This is a genomic window from Algibacter sp. Ld11 (genome assembly GCF_045066735.1).
Lineage (GTDB): Bacteria > Bacteroidota > Bacteroidia > Flavobacteriales > Flavobacteriaceae > Algibacter.
In genome coordinates, this window is record NZ_JBISHH010000022.1 from 310,597 (window position 1) to 329,081 (window position 18,485).

General features: G+C 31.5%; 8 protein-coding genes. 1 reads left to right on the forward strand and 7 read right to left on the reverse strand.

The window, feature by feature from the left end; all coding sequences use genetic code 11:
• Positions 1-8: 8 nt before the first annotated feature.
• The 7 genes from ACJJV4_RS09275 to ACJJV4_RS09305 all read right to left on the reverse strand — a co-directional run bounded on the left by ACJJV4_RS09275 (position 9) and on the right by ACJJV4_RS09305 (position 16,435).
• Complete coding sequence (locus ACJJV4_RS09275; RefSeq protein ID WP_405293694.1) at positions 9-1,391, reverse strand: sialate O-acetylesterase; 1,383 nt, start codon at positions 1,389-1,391, stop codon at positions 9-11.
• Between the two features lie 78 nt (positions 1,392-1,469).
• Entirely contained in the window at positions 1,470-4,004 is a 2,535-nt protein-coding gene (locus tag ACJJV4_RS09280) for a T9SS type A sorting domain-containing protein (protein WP_405293696.1), read from the reverse strand.
• An 11-nt stretch (positions 4,005-4,015) separates the two neighbouring features.
• Complete coding sequence (locus ACJJV4_RS09285) at positions 4,016-5,842, reverse strand: right-handed parallel beta-helix repeat-containing protein (RefSeq protein WP_405293698.1); 1,827 nt, start codon at positions 5,840-5,842, stop codon at positions 4,016-4,018.
• A 132-nt stretch (positions 5,843-5,974) separates the two neighbouring features.
• Positions 5,975-7,438: a sulfatase gene (locus ACJJV4_RS09290; protein WP_405293700.1), complete on the reverse strand. Its 1,464-nt coding sequence runs from the start codon at positions 7,436-7,438 to the stop codon at positions 5,975-5,977.
• Positions 7,439-7,455: 17 nt separating this feature from the next.
• Entirely contained in the window at positions 7,456-10,284 is a 2,829-nt protein-coding gene (locus ACJJV4_RS09295; RefSeq protein WP_405293702.1) for a hypothetical protein, read from the reverse strand.
• Positions 10,285-10,502: 218 nt separating this feature from the next.
• Positions 10,503-11,837: a T9SS type A sorting domain-containing protein gene (locus ACJJV4_RS09300; RefSeq protein ID WP_405293704.1), complete on the reverse strand. Its 1,335-nt coding sequence runs from the start codon at positions 11,835-11,837 to the stop codon at positions 10,503-10,505.
• Between the two features lie 440 nt (positions 11,838-12,277).
• Positions 12,278-16,435 (reverse strand): ATP-binding protein, encoded by a 4,158-nt coding sequence (locus tag ACJJV4_RS09305; protein ID WP_405293706.1) that lies wholly within the window; start codon positions 16,433-16,435, stop codon positions 12,278-12,280.
• A 1,277-nt stretch (positions 16,436-17,712) separates the two neighbouring features.
• Between ACJJV4_RS09305 and ACJJV4_RS09310 the strand changes: the two genes are divergently transcribed.
• Positions 17,713-18,438, forward strand: coding sequence for a hypothetical protein (locus tag ACJJV4_RS09310; RefSeq protein ID WP_405293708.1), 726 nt, complete (start codon positions 17,713-17,715; stop codon positions 18,436-18,438).
• Positions 18,439-18,485: the final 47 nt, after the last annotated feature.

Genomic DNA, 18,485 nt, shown 5'->3' on the forward strand with positions numbered 1-18,485 from the left:
AAGTTAAATTAATGTTGCCAATTATCGGTTCTAAAAGAAGAAGCAGGTAATCCGGCTGTGTTAAATAAGCAACCATCCACCCAATCTTCCCAACCATATCTAACCGCAATGGGGTGTTCTACTTTATCACTCCAAATTATTAATTTCCCTTTTAGAAGTATGGCGTCCGCTACGTGAAAAATTTTGTCTTTACCTGCCACTTTAAAATCACCCAAAGCTTTACCAAAAGTTGCTAACCCATTTGTAGCGTAGTCAAACTCAATAGTAACTTTGTTTTCCGTTACAGACATTGACTTATAAACGGGACCACTATATTGTATATTCTTATATCCGTAATCTTTTGCCAATGCCCAAAGCGCAAGTCGTTCTCCAACTTTTTGTTTTTCTGCAGGATGAATGTTTTCTTTTTCGCCAATATCCAAGGTTACAGCCATTCCAGTATTTGAAACTGCTAGCATTGTTTTTAATTGAGCCTCTCTTAAAAAAGCTTGATTATCGCCTCCCCAACCAAGAGGTGCAATTTGTACGAAATAGAACGGAAATTCACCTTGATTCCAATTTGTTCTCCAACTTTTAATCATAGAAGAAAACAAGTGCGTGTAATTTTGATAGTAGTTTTTATTGGCTTCTCCTTGATACCAAATTGCACCTTTAATGGTATACGGCTTTAAAGGATGAATCATTCCGTTATACAATACTGATGGATTTTTTTGAGGTTTTGATTCATCTTTATTCCAGCCGGTAAAATCATTAAATTGAGAATCTATAATGTCTTTTGGAGTCCAAGCCTCTGCAGGAGTTCCTCCCCAACTACTATTAATTAAACCTATAGGAATATTTAAAGTTTCTTGAAGCATTTTTCCGAAGAAATAAGCAGTAGCACTAAAACCTTTAACAGTTTCGGGCTTTGCTAAAGTCCATTCTCCTTCGCAAGAATTCAACGGTTCTGAAGCCATTTTTTTTCCAACTTTAAACAATCTGATTTGTGAATTCTCACTATTTAGAATTGCTAAATTACTTCCGTTTATGGGTTGCCCTTTATTTCCATGTACAGGCATTTCCATGTTTGATTGACCAGAGCACAACCAAACTTCACCAACCAAGATGTTTGACAAAACGACTTTGTTTTCACCTTGTATAATTAGCGTGTAAGGTCCGCCAGCTTCAGATTTATCTAAAAAAACGCTCCACTTACCATTTTTTACTTTTGTTATATATGTTTTAGTTTTAAAAATAACAGAAATTGTTTCTTCAGAAGTGGCATGACCAAAAATAGCTATGGGTTTATTGCGCTGTAACACCATATTATTTTGAAATAATGAGTTTGGAGTTACCTCGGCGCTTATTGTATTACATACTAGAATGATAAAAACTATTATTAATTTTTTCATGATTTTTAATTCATTAATTTTAAGAGTTTTACATCCCTGTATTTTATAGCTTAACAGCTATAAAAAAATATAAGTCTATTATTTAGAAACGATTACTTTTTTTGTTTTTGTTTTTTTATCATATTTTATTTTTACTAAATAGACGCCAGTTGCATAGCCTTGAGTTGAAATTTTAGTAATTAATTCTTCGCTTTTCAGAACTTGTAAAACAGCGCCAGTGATAGAATACACAACAATCTCACTTCCAATAGGAGATTGAATATTTAGAAATGAATTAGTTGGGTTTGGATATAATTTAAACGTTTCATCTTTAATCTCATCTACAGATAAATTATTCGAATCTGTTACTTCTACAAAATAGAGTTCGTAGGGTTTTAAAGTAGGTGTATTACTTACTTCAATCCCTTTTAATAAATCTGTAGTAATCGTATTTCCTATGGCTTGTTTTAAATTGACTGTTAAAGTAGCATCTGTTTTACCTAAATTCACTACAGATAAAACATTGTTCCCTTTTTCGTTTTTTACATTTTTCCAGACACAACCTTTTACTCCAATTCCATTAGTTTCTGTAATCGCTATTTCTGGTGAATGGTTTTTAGTATCAACAATACTTAGTGCATTAGTTTTTATTGAGGAAAGCGTTGAAATACGCATCAAACTACCATTACTAGCATTTAACGATGAAAGTGATTCTCCATATTCATTTTTCTTAACACTTTCTGAATCTATTATTACAGTTCCACCTTGATCCAAATAGCTTTGTAAAGCAGTAAATTCTTCTTGAGTAATGAAGGGGGTTTTGTATAAAACTATAACATCCCATAAATTATTGTCTTGTTTTTTTATGATGTTTTTTGTGGCAAAGCCTAATGGAATTCCTTCAAAATGAAGTGTTTCATACAAATCAAAAATATCATCTAAATGTGTTTCTTTATTTATTGCAGATGTTTTTGAATAAAAAATACGGATTGGTTTTTTTTGACGCTGCATGGCCATAATATCATCTGAAAATGAATTTAAATCTAAAATTGTGGATTGTAGCTCATTAATAACTCTAGGTTGATGATTATTTGAACCTGCATATCCATTACCTACATTAATTCCGTTTCTTGGCGATCCATCTTCTGTTCTTGCCCAAAACCAAGTTTGATTTGCTGTCATTCCATAAGTGTGAGCTAACCAATAAGTTGCTCTTGCATAAGCTGGATTTAAATACAAATCGCGACTTTTAGCCGTAGTTAAGAAATGAGTTTCTGAATTAAAATTGATTTTATTTGGGCTAACCGATTTCATAAAATCATACCCCATACATAACTCTCTCCATTTAAAGGAATAATGAGCTTCCCATTCTTCTTCAGGGCCCCACATATGGTTGTTTTCTGCTTTAGCATCATTACCAACAATTTCACTTATTTCAGTAAGAGCCTCTAAGTCAATTCCATGTATTTTTTCATTGTCAGACCAAAGGTGTGGCATTATTTTTAAGTGAACTTTTGCGTTGGCATCATGTGTTTTTATTTCAGATTTTAAAAACTTATACCATTCTGTTACGCGATACATATTAAACAAGGCCCAATCATACCAAATGGCATTTCCTTTTTTATTGATATCAATAGGAATAGAAATTGTGACGTTATTAAAACTTGTAAAATTGGTTCCCCATAAACTATTCAATCTGCTAATCGTTATGTGTTTATTTGCTAACCATGTTTTAAATTTTTCTATAGTAAAATTTGAAACAGAACCAGACGCCCAGGGCAAATTGTTGCCATTTGTTTGTGTGAAAAAATGTGGCTCATTACAAAGCATATAACCCAACTGAGAATATTTTTTACCAGCCATTTTCGGCACAACACCAGCAAATAAATAGCTCCATAATTCTCTTGCCCCAGGATGATCTATATCGTAACCAGTAAACGTGTCGGTTCTCATTTCAAAATCAGTTCCATACTCAGTTAAGGACCAATTAGGTACATTTTTATGATTTAAAAAAATAAATCCCATTGAAGCGTTTGGTTTGGAGTTTAAATCATTAAGTGTATTGGCTTTTATAGAGCCGTTTTTGTCGGTAACGATGCTAGGAGTAAGAAAAAAACCATCTAAATTGCCATGATATTCTGTTAGAAATGATGTTTTAGGTTTCCATGTGTAATCCGATAAAAAAACAGGTTTTCCATTAAAAGTAAGTTGGTCATTTTGATGAGTAACTTCTTCCCAATTAACTACAGGTGCGGGTTTTCTAAATACTTCTTTTTGAATGAGTAGTGTGGTATATAGAATGGCTTCGTCTAACATTTTAATAACATCATTTCTTTCGAAATCTGGTAATAAGTTAGCCATTTCTGAAGCATTGCTTTTATACTTATTTACAAGTGCAAATAAATCTGTATTCATTGTCATGTTGGCTTCGTCCCAATTAGCGAAGTCTAAAAATATTTCGGCGGTTCTAACCGTCATTTTTTCTTTTATAACACTAATGTCTTCATTTTCAGCTTTTGAAATTAAGGTGTTTAATTCTGTAATTTTAGTACGTGCTTGTCGCTCTAAAGTTTGAGCATTACTAAAAATGCCAATCAATAGAAAGAATACAATTAAAGTAAACCTAGACATCATGATTGTGTAAATTATTTTAAGTTTTTAAATCCCTTATTTTCTTTAATTACCATGTTTTTTAACGATGTTTCATCTGCTTTTAAATTGTTTGTAACGGTCCCTTTATATGTATTACCAATTAATTCTACATTTGTACATTTAAATAGCTCAAAAGTAGCTCTGTGAGGAAATTGCGGCTTTTCTTTATCGGTTTGAATAATGATATTATTCTTTATAACTAAACCATCAACTCGGTCTGCCCAAACAATACCATTATCAAAGGTTTTTATGCTGTTATTTTCAAAAATTATATTTCTGTCATAGAAAATTGTTTGATCGAAGGATTCTCCTAACCTTGGGGAAACTTTTAAGATAGCATGGTCTGTTGCTCCTCCATAATTGCAATACTCAAAACGGTTGTTGCGAATTATTACATCTTCTACATTTCCAGATTCAAACCAATACAATGATTCTCCTCTTAGCATTATTGAAGACATCATTGATGATAGGTCATTATCTTCTATAATAATTTTTTTAGGTGTTTTTATTATAATATTTCGAGCTCGGTGATCTCGGATTGTATTTCCCCGCATAGTAAAATTGGGATTCCATGTTTTATTCTCTAAAATATCACCTGCTTTTAAATCTTTTGGTAAGTTATTTTTAAAAGTTAACTCTGTGAAATAATCGTTAATTACTTTAACGGAAGTAACTTGGTTTTCACCTGCACGTTGCGGATTTGGGTTTTTTATAAACCAAACATCATCACCAACTCCTGCAAACTCAAAGCCCATTTGTTGATCGTGCTTTAAAGTAAAACGAATGGTTTTACTGTCTAAAATTTTGTCGACTTCAACATAGGTGCCATGTACATTTGTTCCATCATCATACATGCCTTCAAAGCGACAGTTTTCTATTAAAATATCACCTTTGCAATTGGCGAAATGGGTAGCATCTGCAATTATAGAAATGACTCTGTCAGATCCTTCGCGAATATAAATTCCACTATTTAAAATGTCAATATCTTCTGAGCGTTCAAATAGGAACCCCATTCCTAAAGCGTGATGGATTAATACGTTATTAAAAACAATGTTTTGTGAATTTCTAACTAAAAAAGCAGGGGCATATCTATTATTTTTTTTATCACCTTTTGATTGTAAAACAGAACCTACTCTTGGGAAGTTTTTCATGTTTTTATCATGAAAACGTAAATTTCCATTGTTTAATTTTTCAACGTAGTTTGGCTTTAATGTTTGATCCATAGCGCCATAATCAACGGCTTTAGTTTCTTTATTATGAGAAAGAGAACTCCCTAAAGACGAGAAGTTGAAATGATTGATGCCAGGAAATTCTATTTGACCTCTTTTCAGGTTCCAAGAGAACCCTTTTGTGTAGGGTTTTAAATCGTAATAATGTTCTTCTTTATTTACAGCCATGACATCACCTTGGAAAGAAAAAGGAATATCCCAATCTAAGGTTAGGTTTTTAACATCAATTTTATTACAGCCTTCAAATACCATAGGAGCGGCTTGACCACGAAAAATAAACTCTGAATCGTTTCCTTCTATTTCAACTGAATTAAAGCCTTCAAAATCAAATATTATTTTTTTGAAACCATTACCATGATTGGTAATATATAGATATTTACCAATGGCATAATCTGTATGAAAAGTATAGGTTCCTTTTTCAAAAACTAACTTTATATCTTTTGTTTTGGCACCTTCAATAGCTTTTCTAACCTCCCATGTGAAATCACCATCTGTTTGTTTAAAGTTTATAGTTTCTTGAGCCGTAGAACTGCATGAACAGAACAATATTAAAACAGCAATTAGACTTAAGATTTGTGATTTGTTTATCATTATTAATAATGTGTTTTATATTTCAAAGTGAAATTCGGTAAATTCTCTAAGAGTTTTGTATTTGTGAATTAATGTGATGTACCTATGGGTAAAATACATGCGGAGTAAGCAATAATATCACCCAAAATGAAATTACAAATTAACTCCCGAGCCTTGCAGTGATGCATCATGACTCCACATAATCATCCATGGGTCTTGGGTTTTAGTTTGAAAATTTTTCAGTTTATTTTTTAAGTTTTTCAATATTTCAACAAAGTTGTTATTGGCGGCTAAATTGTTTATTTCGTTTGGGTCTTTAGACAAATTGTAAAGTTCAAATTCGGGTCTGTATAAATAGTCTGATACTTTTTTGGGACCATAATATTCTTCGTGATTTCTATACACACTTTGCCATGTTGAAGAGGCCCATAGGTCTGATGCAAAAGGATATTCTAATTGATAAGCAATGTTCCAGATTAGTTTATAATTTCCGTGTCTAACAACTCGCATTGGATAGTACATTGTGATTTCGTGAAAGGTATGAGAGGCATAAATTTCGTTCCAACCTTTTGGGTTTTCTTCTTCAATAATAGTATTAAACGATTTACCATGAAATGCTTCTTCTTTATAATCTACTTTAGTCATATCCAAAATAGTAGGAGTGAGGTCTACCCAAGAAATCATTGCATTATTGGTAGTTCCTTTTGTTTTATTTCTGGGGTCTTTAATAATGCATGGTAGTTTAATTCCTGGCTCGTGAACAGTTGTTTTAGCGCCAGGAAATGCCATGCCATTATCAGAGATATAGAACACAATAGTATTATTTGCTTTACCTGTATCTTGAAGCATTTTCATAAGTTTTCCAAAACCTTGATCAATACGAGATATACTTTGATAGTATTCTGCAATTTCTTCGCGGCTTTGTTTGGTGTCTGGCAAAAACTCAGGAACTAAAACATCGTCTGGGTTGTAGTTAATAGCATTAACATTTTTGTAACCTTCTTTTTTATTTCCAAAAGTATTTGGAGCATCCCAAGGGTCTGGTGTAAAAGGTTGACCTCTATGAGGATCGTCTGTACAGAAATATAAGAAGAATGGTTTATCAGACTTTAAAACATTGGCACATTGTTCTGCCATTTCTACTGTATTTCTAGGATCTGCTTCTAAAATAGTATTAAAATGATATACTTTTTCTGGTGCAACATGGTATTTACCAATTCGTGCAGTTTCATAACCAGCTTTTTCTAATAAAACAGGTAGTGATTTTACACTATCGTAGGTACTAAAATGATGGTAATCGTGTACATGTCCATAAGATCCTGTAGCATGGCCAAACTGTCCCGAAAGAATTACGGATCTACTTGCAGCACAGCTCGCACTTGTACAATAGGCGTTTGTGAATTTAACACCTTCTTTCGCTAGTTTATCTAAGTTAGGCGTTTTTATGACGGTATTTCCATAAGCACCTAAAGCATCTAAACCATGATCGTCTGCAACGAATAGGATGATGTTTGGTTTGTCTACTTTATTATTTCTGACTTCTTTTATTTTTTCTGTACAAGAGCTAAAAACTATCGTTACTAAAACAAGTATGGTTCTGAAAAGATTTATTTTCATTTTTTTAATTTCTTAAATTATAATTTTTCCGATAATTCAACATCTATAAATCGGAAAGCTCCACATGGTATATTTACTTCAATCGATTTTGTGTTCGATGTTTTAAAAATTGTTCCATCCAAAATATCTTTGATACTTATAGGGGTAATGGTATTAAAAGTTACTATAGCTTTTCTATTATTTGGATTGATGTAGCCATTGTCAATAAGTGTTAAGCGTAGGTGAGTGGGAGAGGTTTGAACTACAACCCAAGCCACATCGCCAGAAACGGTTATCGGTAATTTTTTTGCACTATCTCTAAGATCTTTTTCAATTTTTTGATAATACTCATCTGCTCTAAAAGTTTGAGTACCATCTGCCGAATAGTAATTATGTCCATCTGTAATGTACTCTTTCATGATGTTTTTATAAATGGGATGTAAGTTATCCTTTAAACGCTTTCTTATCACATTTTTTTGAGCAAACACACCTTTTTGAGGAGGCGTTATTAATACCATTCCGTTTGGATAGGGTGCTAAAAAATTTAGTCGTCTTTCTTTTACACCTGCCGCATATCGAGAAAAGTCCCAAAGGGTTACTGGAGCTCCAGGCCATGTTCCATTTAATCTACTCATTACAAATGGATTATTCTTTTCGAAAGCTTCATCATAAAAGGTAGTCCATTTTACATTGGATCCATCATTTAGGAAATGGTGATCTGGATCTTTCATACTTACATGTACAGGGGAAATACTTAAAATTTCGTTACGTTTTGGTACGTACAAAGCACCTTTAGCGATTAACTCCCAATACACACTCATATACTCTTGATCTATTGAGAAGTTATTGATAAACTGTGCTCCGTTAGCTGTGTGGAATACTAACATACGTAAAAAATGATTTGGTAATCTTTGGTAACCTATTTGTCTAGATCTGTCAAAAGAGGCATTGTCTGGTACAGCTCTTGTTCCCCAGCTGTTTACAGCGCCACTTGCCCAAATACCCATTCTGCCAGCTAAACTTAACTCCATAGATTTATCTGTGGTTTCTTCCATAGAGGGTACAAATACATCTGCAAATTCACCGGACATTAAGCGAGACCAAGGTTTTAAATAGTTAGAACCCAACCAAAATATATTTTTAGAGCGTAAAAAGATATTAGCATTTTTGCTTTGTGAGTATTTGGCTAAAGGATAAATTAAATCGTCTAAAACATATTCTAAATCTTTAGAATGATCTTCTAGTTCTGGATAAATCAATACTGTTTTTTTTCCATCAGCTAAATCTAATATTTTTTTTGTGGTTTCTAATTGGTACATGTATGGGTCGTTACCATGACCTGCCCAATAGGCATATCCTTTTTGATTTTCGTATTTACTTTTAATTTTATCAAGAATTTGATTTTGAGTTAGACTATATTTCATGCGTCCATCTCTTTTTTCTCGGTATTTATCATTTTTAATTGAAGATCTGTTCCATTTTTCTTTGTCGATATTTCCTGAATTTAAAAATATTGGAGTTTGATAGTTGTTAGAAATATCGTTTTTTAAACCTTCTAAATTACCAGGAATCTTTTCTGTCATTAAGTAAACAGGCTGTGATTTACTTTGAATAGATGGTTTATTAAACTTATCTAAATTATTTTTTATGTTTTTGGTGTTTTCTATAATTTGAGCAATTTTACCAGTGGGTTGTAATTTTTTAAATGCATTTTTCCAGTTTTTGTTATCGGTGTCAATAATGTGAATGCAACTGCCTCCACTTTGCGAACTTGCTAAAATCACGTTGTTTGTAGCAGGATCTTTGCACATATCGTTATAAGCGTATTTACTCAATAATCGCTCAGTATTTTTATCATTTGAATTTGGTGGAGAGAATAAATATATTTGGCTACCAACACGAGTTAGATATTTGGTTTTATTGTTATCATTTATTATCACATTATGTGCTATGTCGTAACCAAATTTTACTTTAGTAATTCTATTATAACTGAATTTGTCGTTTGCAAAATCGTATGTGGATACTAAAATATCATTGGCATGTGAAGATGAACCAAGAATGATTTCTTGATTACCATCGTTATTTAAATCTGCAGTTTTAAAATCGCCTAACGGTCTTATTCTGATTTTCTTTTTAAGGTCTTTATTCGCCTGAATCTTAACTTTTTTAAAAGGGAGATCTTCTAAAGTATGGAAAAAATATAGGGTGCCAGCAACATTCATGTGATTGTTGGTTCCTAAAACAACTAAAATCTCGGTACCATCGGCTTTTTTAACTGGTCGAATAAAATTTGAAGTAGATACATTGCTGTCTGGTATTTCAGTTTTAAATTTACTCCAAGGTTTTTCGATGGAAAAGGTTGATGATTTTATTTCTTTAACCAGTTCTCCTTTTGATGAAAGATAATATATGCTTTTATCAAACCCACCAGCTACAATATTTACATCATTTCCTTTTTTTATTGCTGTAACCGCATACATTGGCGCATCGTTCTTTTTAAAATTCCATAATAGATTTCCTTTACTATCTAAACAATAAATTGTGCCATTTGCATTGGCAACTAATATTTCGTCTTTGCCATCGTTATTAATATCTCTACACCAAACATCATGATTCATAAAACCAGATAATTTGTTTTTCCAAAGTATATCACCTTTGTATGAAACGGCAAGAATAGTGCCTTCAAAACTACTTCCTATAATGTATGATTTACCTTTGTTTAAAGCAGTTCTAACTTTATGTATGGTTAATCCTGTATCTATACTAGTGATTCCTTTATGATTGGTTGAATTCGACTGTGCAAAGCTTTTACAATTGTAGAATGTTATCAACACAAAAAATAGTATTACTGCTTTTAATTTTTTCATTTAAAAAAGTGTTTAATTTTATTTATACGATAAAATAACAACTAGTTTCGATTATGGCTGTCTTTGTGCATTAATTTTGTGTAGCTAATGGTACATAAACAGAGGGAATGGTTAAACTATTAGCATTTACCTAACTAATGAAAGTACTAAAAATAAAAAAAGGTTCCGAGATTAAAATCACGAAACCCTTTTTTGATATTTGTTTTTTAATTAAAATATTATCTTTTAATAACTTTATCTTGAAATACCTTTCCATCATTAGTTACCTTAATAAAATACAATCCGCTTTTTAAACCTGATAAAGATACAGTTTGTAGTTTATTCGCTTTGTTAATAGTTTTAATAGTGGCACCTAGAACATTATATATTTGAATATTACTGCCAGCAGGACTATTAATGCTTAAAGTTTCGTTTACAGGGTTTGGATATACAGCAACGCCTTGTAACGTGTTCTTCTTTAGGCCTAAAGTTCCTAGAGTAATAGTGGCAGACATTTGATCTACATATACTATGTCGCTTGCATTTAAATTTTCTGGAACGGCGCCTTCAGTTTCGTCCGCATAAAATATATTAAACCAAAGTGTAACGCCATCAAAGTCTTCTGGGGCTACTAGGTCAAAAGTTAATTCTTCCCAACCCATGGCTACGTTTGTTGTTGTAACATTGGCAATTGGTTTGATTGTGTTTTCAACTCCTCCATTGGTTAATTTTAGCCTTGTTTGCATAGTTATTGGAGTTGTTCGGTTTGTTTTAACCCACATTTTAATCTGTACAATAGAACCAGCAGTATATATACTAGGGTAAACTTTTTCGTATGATGAAAATGCCCAAAATTGTGCAGTTGCATCCGCAGTATAATTATATTTAAAACTTTGTGTACCATCATGAGACTCTGTAGATGTTATGGCTCTTGTAGCATCTGTAGATGCACCAGTTAGATGTGCAATTCCACTTGGTCCATCAAAACTAGGGTTTTGTATAAATTCGCTATATGTTGTTGGTGGTACTACATCTAAAAATTCTATTTCATCAAAGAAAAAGTCATTGGTATCGGGAACACCTTGCCTAACCATTAACCAAAAGTTGGTTAAAGTACCAGTCCACAATGTGTAGCTACTAAGATCTATATATGCAGTAATATATTCGTCTGATTCAGTTGTAAAAAAGTTGCTTATATCAAGGTTGCCACCTGTGTTGTTTTTAATAGCAACCCCATCACCATTTGTTCCTCCAATTCTTAACTGTGCACCATTAGTTCCGTTTTTATATCGAATTCTAATCGCTTTTTTTGTGCTCGCATCAATTCCTGTAACCGGTTTTATTCCGAAGTTAGCATTGTTAGTGCCTCTGCTAAGCTGTAAAGCGCCATCTCCTGTTAAACCTTCAGTCGCTGCATGAGTTACTGTGCCATTAGTTCCAAAACTTACATCCCAACCGTTTAGGCCTCCAGTAAAAGTTTCGATGTTATTTACAACTTGTGCAGATAGTTGCATGCTACCTAAGGTAATAAGAACAATTAATGTAAAAAATTTTTGGTGTAATCGTGTTTTCATAATTTTAGTTTTAGTTGTTTGTGAATTTCTGATAATAGAAATATTAAGCATGATTAAGTGCATGCAATTTAGAGTCGTGCTTATATTTTTATGTACTTCACAATAAAAACAATGTGCCTTAGCGTAAAAAAATCCAAAAATAGCGTCTAAAAATAGTGGGCTATTTTAGAGCTGTTTTTGGATTTAATTCAAGGTAATACATAAAGTAATTACCACTTGTTTTTGGCGAATAAATAATCTTAATGCGGAATTCTGAATGACTCTAAGATTTTTTAGAGTAAAGATTTGAGTTAGTTTTTAAGATACTTTATTGTTTAGTAATGCGTTGCAAAATATATTAAGATTAGTGGTGCTAGTTTTTTGATTACTAAATCATTCAGTTTATGGTTGACCATGGAAAAGGGGCATATGCAACAAATAGGTTTTGATATTCTAAAAGTTTAATCTAATTGATTTTTATCTTCGGAGTATTTCTTGATTTTATGAGCCGCATATTTTCCAGGAGTTACATTGTACTTTTCTTTAAAACTTTTGCTAAAGTGCGTACGACTCTTAAAGCCCGTCATGCTAAAGACTTCATTAACAGTTAATTTGTTGACACTTAAATACTCTGCCGCTTTTTTTAATCTATACGATTTTAATAGTTCAAAAGGCGATTGGTCTGTTAGTGCTTTTACTTTTTGGTAAAAGTGTGTTCTGTTTAGATATAGTTCTTTTGCAAAGAGATTGAGATCTAGTTCGGAATTATCTAAATTATCGGCCATTAAGCTGTATAGTTTTTCTAAAAACGCATTATCATTTCTATTATTTAAATTATTTTCTTTGGTTAAGGGTATCCCTATTTGAAAACGTTCGCGTAGTTGTTTTCTGTTGTTTAGGAGGGACTCTGTTCTGGTAATTAAATGCTGTACATTAAATGGTTTATTTATATAGGCATCTGCTCCATCTCTAATACCTCGTATAGTATCTTCAATATTGGTAAGAGCGGTTAATAAAATTATTGGGATATGGCTTGTTTTAATATCTGCCTTAATGGTTCTACATAAGTCTAAGCCGTTTAATTCTGGCATTTGCACATCGCTAATTACAATGTCTGGCCATTCGTCTTCCATGGCATTCAAGCATTCTTGCCCATTTTTAAAAGATTTAATTCTGAAGAACTTAGAAAGCGCATCGGTTACATACATACGCATGTCTAAATTGTCTTCGGCATAAAAAATCAGGGTTTCAGCGAGGTCACTATCAACCGTAATATTATGAGGGTTATTTTTTGCCGCTAGCTGTGTACTAATTTCAAAATCTTTTTCGGCAGATAGAATAGTTTGTTCTATTTCTTTTTGCTCGTCCGATGTGTGTTTTTTTACAATTGGTAATTTAATATTAAAGACAGATCCCTTACCTAATTCACTTTCGGCATTAATATATCCATAATGCATTTCAACCAACAATTTGGAAAAAGCTAAACCAATACCAGAACCACTAGTGTGTATGTTTTCGTATTTGTGAGATTGATAAAAACGTTCAAAAATATGCGATAAATCTTTTTCATCAATACCTTTTCCTGTATCACTTATTGATATGGTTAAATCTTTGTCATTGCTAGAGAACTCTATTTTTATTGAATCGTTAGGCTCAGTATATTTAAAAGCGTTATTAATTATATTATTAAAAACTTTTTCTAATTTATCTTTATCTGCGGATACAATAATGTTCTCGCTACAATTCTTAATTTCAATATTTTTATTTTCATTTTGAGCAAAAAAGTAAAAATCATCAACTAGTTCGTTTATAAAAGTGTTAAAATAAAAACGAGAGTAATTCATTTCTAAAACCTTTGCTTCTGCTTTTTGAAAGTCATGCACTTGGTCTACCAATCGTGATATTTTTTTTGATTGGCGCTCTACTAAATCTAGTTTTTGTTTAACATCTTGATTGTTTTTAAAACGATCTAATAAAATAGAAATTGGGCCTGAGATTAATGTTAAAGGAGTTTTTATTTCATGGGATATATTTGAGAAAAAACGAAGTTTCTCATCATTTATCCTTTTCTCATTATCTTTTTCTAAATGCTCTATTTCTAAATTATGATTTAAAGTTTGTATGCGTAAAATTATTTTTACGATTACAAAAGCTATAAGAGAAGCTAATAAAAAGTAAAGTAAATAGGCTTGTGTTGTTTTCCAGAAAGGTGGAGTTATGTTAATTTTTAAGTTTTTGGGCGCTGTCCATTTGTTTAATGAGTTAGAGGCCATAACACTTAATGTGTAATTCCCAGGTTGAAGGCCATTATATGAAATGATATGTTGGCTTGAAGGAACTTCAATCCATTCGTTATTGATAGGTAATAATTTATACCTTAAACCATGGTTGTCTGGATTAGAAAAATGCAGTGATGTTATACCAATAGAAAATATATTTTCATTATGTTTTAAGGTAATTTCATTCATTTCTGCTAAGCGTTTATCAAGCAGAACTCTATTTGAAATGGTATCACCAGGTAAAACAAATTTGTTAAAAACTTTTAAATCTTCAAATTCTAACTTAGGTAAAGATTCTTTATTCGATATCATTTCTGGGTTGAAATAGCAAAAGCCATCCAACGATGATATTACTATGGCATTATTATCTAAAATATCTCCAGCAAACCAAAAATCTTCATATGGCAAACCATTTTCTTTAGTAAATTTTCTTATGCTTAAATCTTTTGTGTCTATCTTATTTAATCCAATATTTGTGGTAACCCATAAATTATGTTCTTTATCGAAAAGAATATTTTTAATAACGTTATTAGAAAGACCGTTTTTTTCTGAAAGGGGTATAAAAGAGGGTTTTAAATTACTGTTTAAAACTTTACATAAGCCACCACCTTCTGTGCCTACCCAAAACTCATCGTTAGGCATCCTAACCATTGAGGTTACAAAGTTACTGGTAATACTTTCTTCATTATTGTTGTCGTGTAAATATTGATCAATTTTTAAATTTTGAATGGCTTCATTAGGCTCCTCAATTTTAATTCTAAATAACCCATTAGCATCTGCTCCTAACCAAATATAATTATGTAAGGGGTCGGCATAAACTTTTCTAGCTAATTTTAATTTATTGTTTTGGAATAAAGGGTGCTTTTCGTTTAAAGATTCAATATTGACTACATTATCATTGTTGTCTATGGAAATTTTGTAAACATCATCGGCACAGCCAATCCAGATATTTCCATTTTTATCTTCGGTATATGAACGCGGAACCATATTATCGAATGTATTGTCTCCAATCTTAACGATTTTATTATAATTAGTTTGGCCAGCTTTTACTCTACAAAACCCATAACCATTTATTTTAAACCATATATTTTTTTTAGAGTCAACAAAAACACTTGTACTTCTTTTTAATTGTTGTGACGGGATTTTGAATGGTAATGTTTCAAATGTTTCTGTTTTAGAATTAAAAAGAGAAATACCGCTATTGTTAGCGCTAACGAACACTTTGTCTTTTATATAAGGAGAAATACTAGTTACATGGTTTGCGCTAATGCCGTAAGGCATATGCATTTGTGCATTAATGCTTTTAAATGGGTTTTCATCAATATTAAATTGAAATACCCCTTCATTAAAAGTAGCTACCCAGCAGCTACCATATGTGGAAGGTACTATAAAACTTGTTCTTGTTAGTCCAGACTCAAGATGAAATATTTCCTTTTCAAAGACCTTGTTGTTTAAAAAGGCGTCGAGGCTATTTATTTTAATTACTCCAGAAGTAATAGAACCCAACCACAAGCTATTATTATTGTCTACGGCTAAAGTTTCAAAACTTTGGTTTGGTAATTTTATTTCATTTAAAGTAACTTCTATGGTTTCACCAATAGTTTTGTAATCAATAACGGCAATTCCAGAATTTAATGTAACGAGTAATTTGTTATTTTTAATTGGGATAATACTACTTGATGGTTCACTTAATAAAAATTGATTATCTAATACGCTTTTGAACTTTTTTGTTAAAAGATTAAATATAAATAAGCCAGAAGACGACGAAAAAATGTAGTGATTTTTATCTAGTTTAGTTCCGTTATAAATAGTTATGTCTTTTAAGTTTGGATCTGGGTAATATTTCTTAATGAACGAATAATCTTTATTAAAAAGTAAAAGTCCATTACCTTCTGAAGCGCAAATAACGATGCCGTTTTCACTGTCGGGTATTATCTTTCTTATAATTGGCCCAGTATCCTCTTTTTTTATAAAGCCATTAGAATATATATTTTTGAACTGTTCCGTCTCGTAATTATATATAGATATCCCTTCATCTGTGCCAATCCATAGATTACCTTCAAAATCTTCGGCAATAGATCGAACTCTATTACTTACTAATATGTTTTTATCGATGGTATTTTTTAATGTTTTTAATGTGTATCCATCATACTTATTAAGGCCATCGTAAGTTCCAAACCATATATAGCCTTTAGAATCCTCAAGAATAGAAGTTACTCCATTATGGGCCAATCCTTCGTAAATAGAAAGATGTTTAGAGTATTCAAGTTGTTTTTCTTGAGCAAATAAGCTGCAAAAAGAAGAAACTATTAATAATACTATGTATTGGTTTTTAGTCAAATTTAAGAATTAGTGTGTGAATATAATACAAAAATAGTATTTAAAGATAGGGTTTGTTACTAAAAACGTAAATCAATTTAACATACATTTTTTATTTAATAATTTATAATTTCTTTAGGTAGTCAGTACATTCTTTTACATTCTGTAAAAACTCCATTTCGAGAAATGCGCCTCATTCAAAAGTCTTGGATATAATCCTCATTTTAGACTTTTTATTGCGTTAATACTTTCAGCCCCGCTGCAAAGAAATACTTCATTTTTAAGTAAAAAGAGAGAATCAAGTCTGCTAAACTAGATAGATGCATTTGTATTTTGTACTACTTTCTATGATTTAATATTTCACAACTAATTTAGATTCACATCCTGAGATACAACTGCTATACCTTTTTTTCGACAGTAAAATAGCAACATTCAGTTTTAAATCACATCACAACCTGGTCCGAAACTTACGCTTTTTCTATGCTTGAACAAAGGTCAATATCGAAAAACTAAGTAACAAAAAGAAGGTAACAGCGGAGGCTCTATGGGAAGTAAATCTAAAATGAATTTTATGAAATCTTACAAAACAATAAAAAGAAAGCGGATCAAAAGTTTAAAAAAAACAAAAGCGGAAAACGCTATGAATATAGTAATTAAATTTATATAATTTCTTTGGGAACTTAGCTCAACTATAACAACCTAATTAATGAATGTAGAAAAATTCTCTACCTTTTTTATTATTAATTAGTTCATTAAATTTATTATGATTTGCGCATGTTTTATATGCTTTTTGAGTATAACAATGCGAAATGTTTTAGCAAAATAAAAAAAGCCAAGAATAAAATTCTTGGCTTTCCCTTTGTTTACTTGTAGCGAGAATGGGGCACGATCCCATGACCTCCGAGTTATGAATTTTCGTACAAAAAATCATAAAATTTTAAATAATTGATAATCAATTATTTAAAAACTACCATATTTTAAATCGTGTTCCAAAACGTGTTCAGTTTTGTGTTCACTATTATTAGTAATAATTTTGAATTATAAAATTATATTTTATGATTGAAATAGACAAGGTTTTTTGTGTTTTTATTCAGTTTAAAATTTGCCAGATCTTTGAGGCAGGCTATTCCCTCTTGTTAATGTGACGATCGGCTTTTTATCAAAATTTTCTAATTATTCCCTGTTTTACGGTTTCCCGTAAAGTTTCTTTCAGCAAAAATTATAAGTTTGAGAAATTGTTAAATCAGGAATGTGATTAAGTTTTGTCAATCACTTTCTCTAGCGAAATCAAATTTATTATGAAAAAACTATTATTACTAAGCATTGTTGTTACATTTCTAATTCCAAAACAAGTAAACGCTCAAAAAGATGGAGCAGCAGTTGCTGCCGTTGCGGGAGGTTTACTTGCTATTGGAGCTGGTATTGCAGCTGTAGAACAAATGAAAGAGCAAGCTGAGTTAAATGCTACTCAATGGTTATTATCTAATAACCCAGAGTTCGAAAGTTTTTCTTTAAAAACTCTTTCTTTTAACGGAAAGAAAATGAAAGATATGTCTGCAACATCTGTTATTACTTATAAAATACAAGAGTTTAAACCAGCGATGGATCCTGTTTTAGATGGTAAAAAGCAAGTCCTCTTTGGTTTCACAAGCCATGGATGGATTAATCAGGGTGGTATAGATTTTGAAAAAGTGAAATGGTATCTTATAGATGCAGATGAATGGATGCGAATGATGATTGCCTATGTAAAAGTGTCATCGGAAGAAAAAAATGAAGCTTCACTTAGAGAAACTCTAGTTTCTGGTAAAGTTGTAAATAAAGGGATAAAAGTGAAAAGTAAACTCGTAGTGCCATTTTTCAAACTAGGAGGTGATATGTATGTAGTAACCGATTATTCTTCTGAAATGAAGTTAGTTTATAATGAGCGTTCATTAGGTGTGTTTTTAAAAGAAACTAAAGATCTTGTTCAAATGGGTAGAGGAGATGTTATTGATATTCATGAATACTTTTTCGATGAAAATTAAATTTTAATAATGTTGATTATCAAGGCTATGACATATTACATAAAATG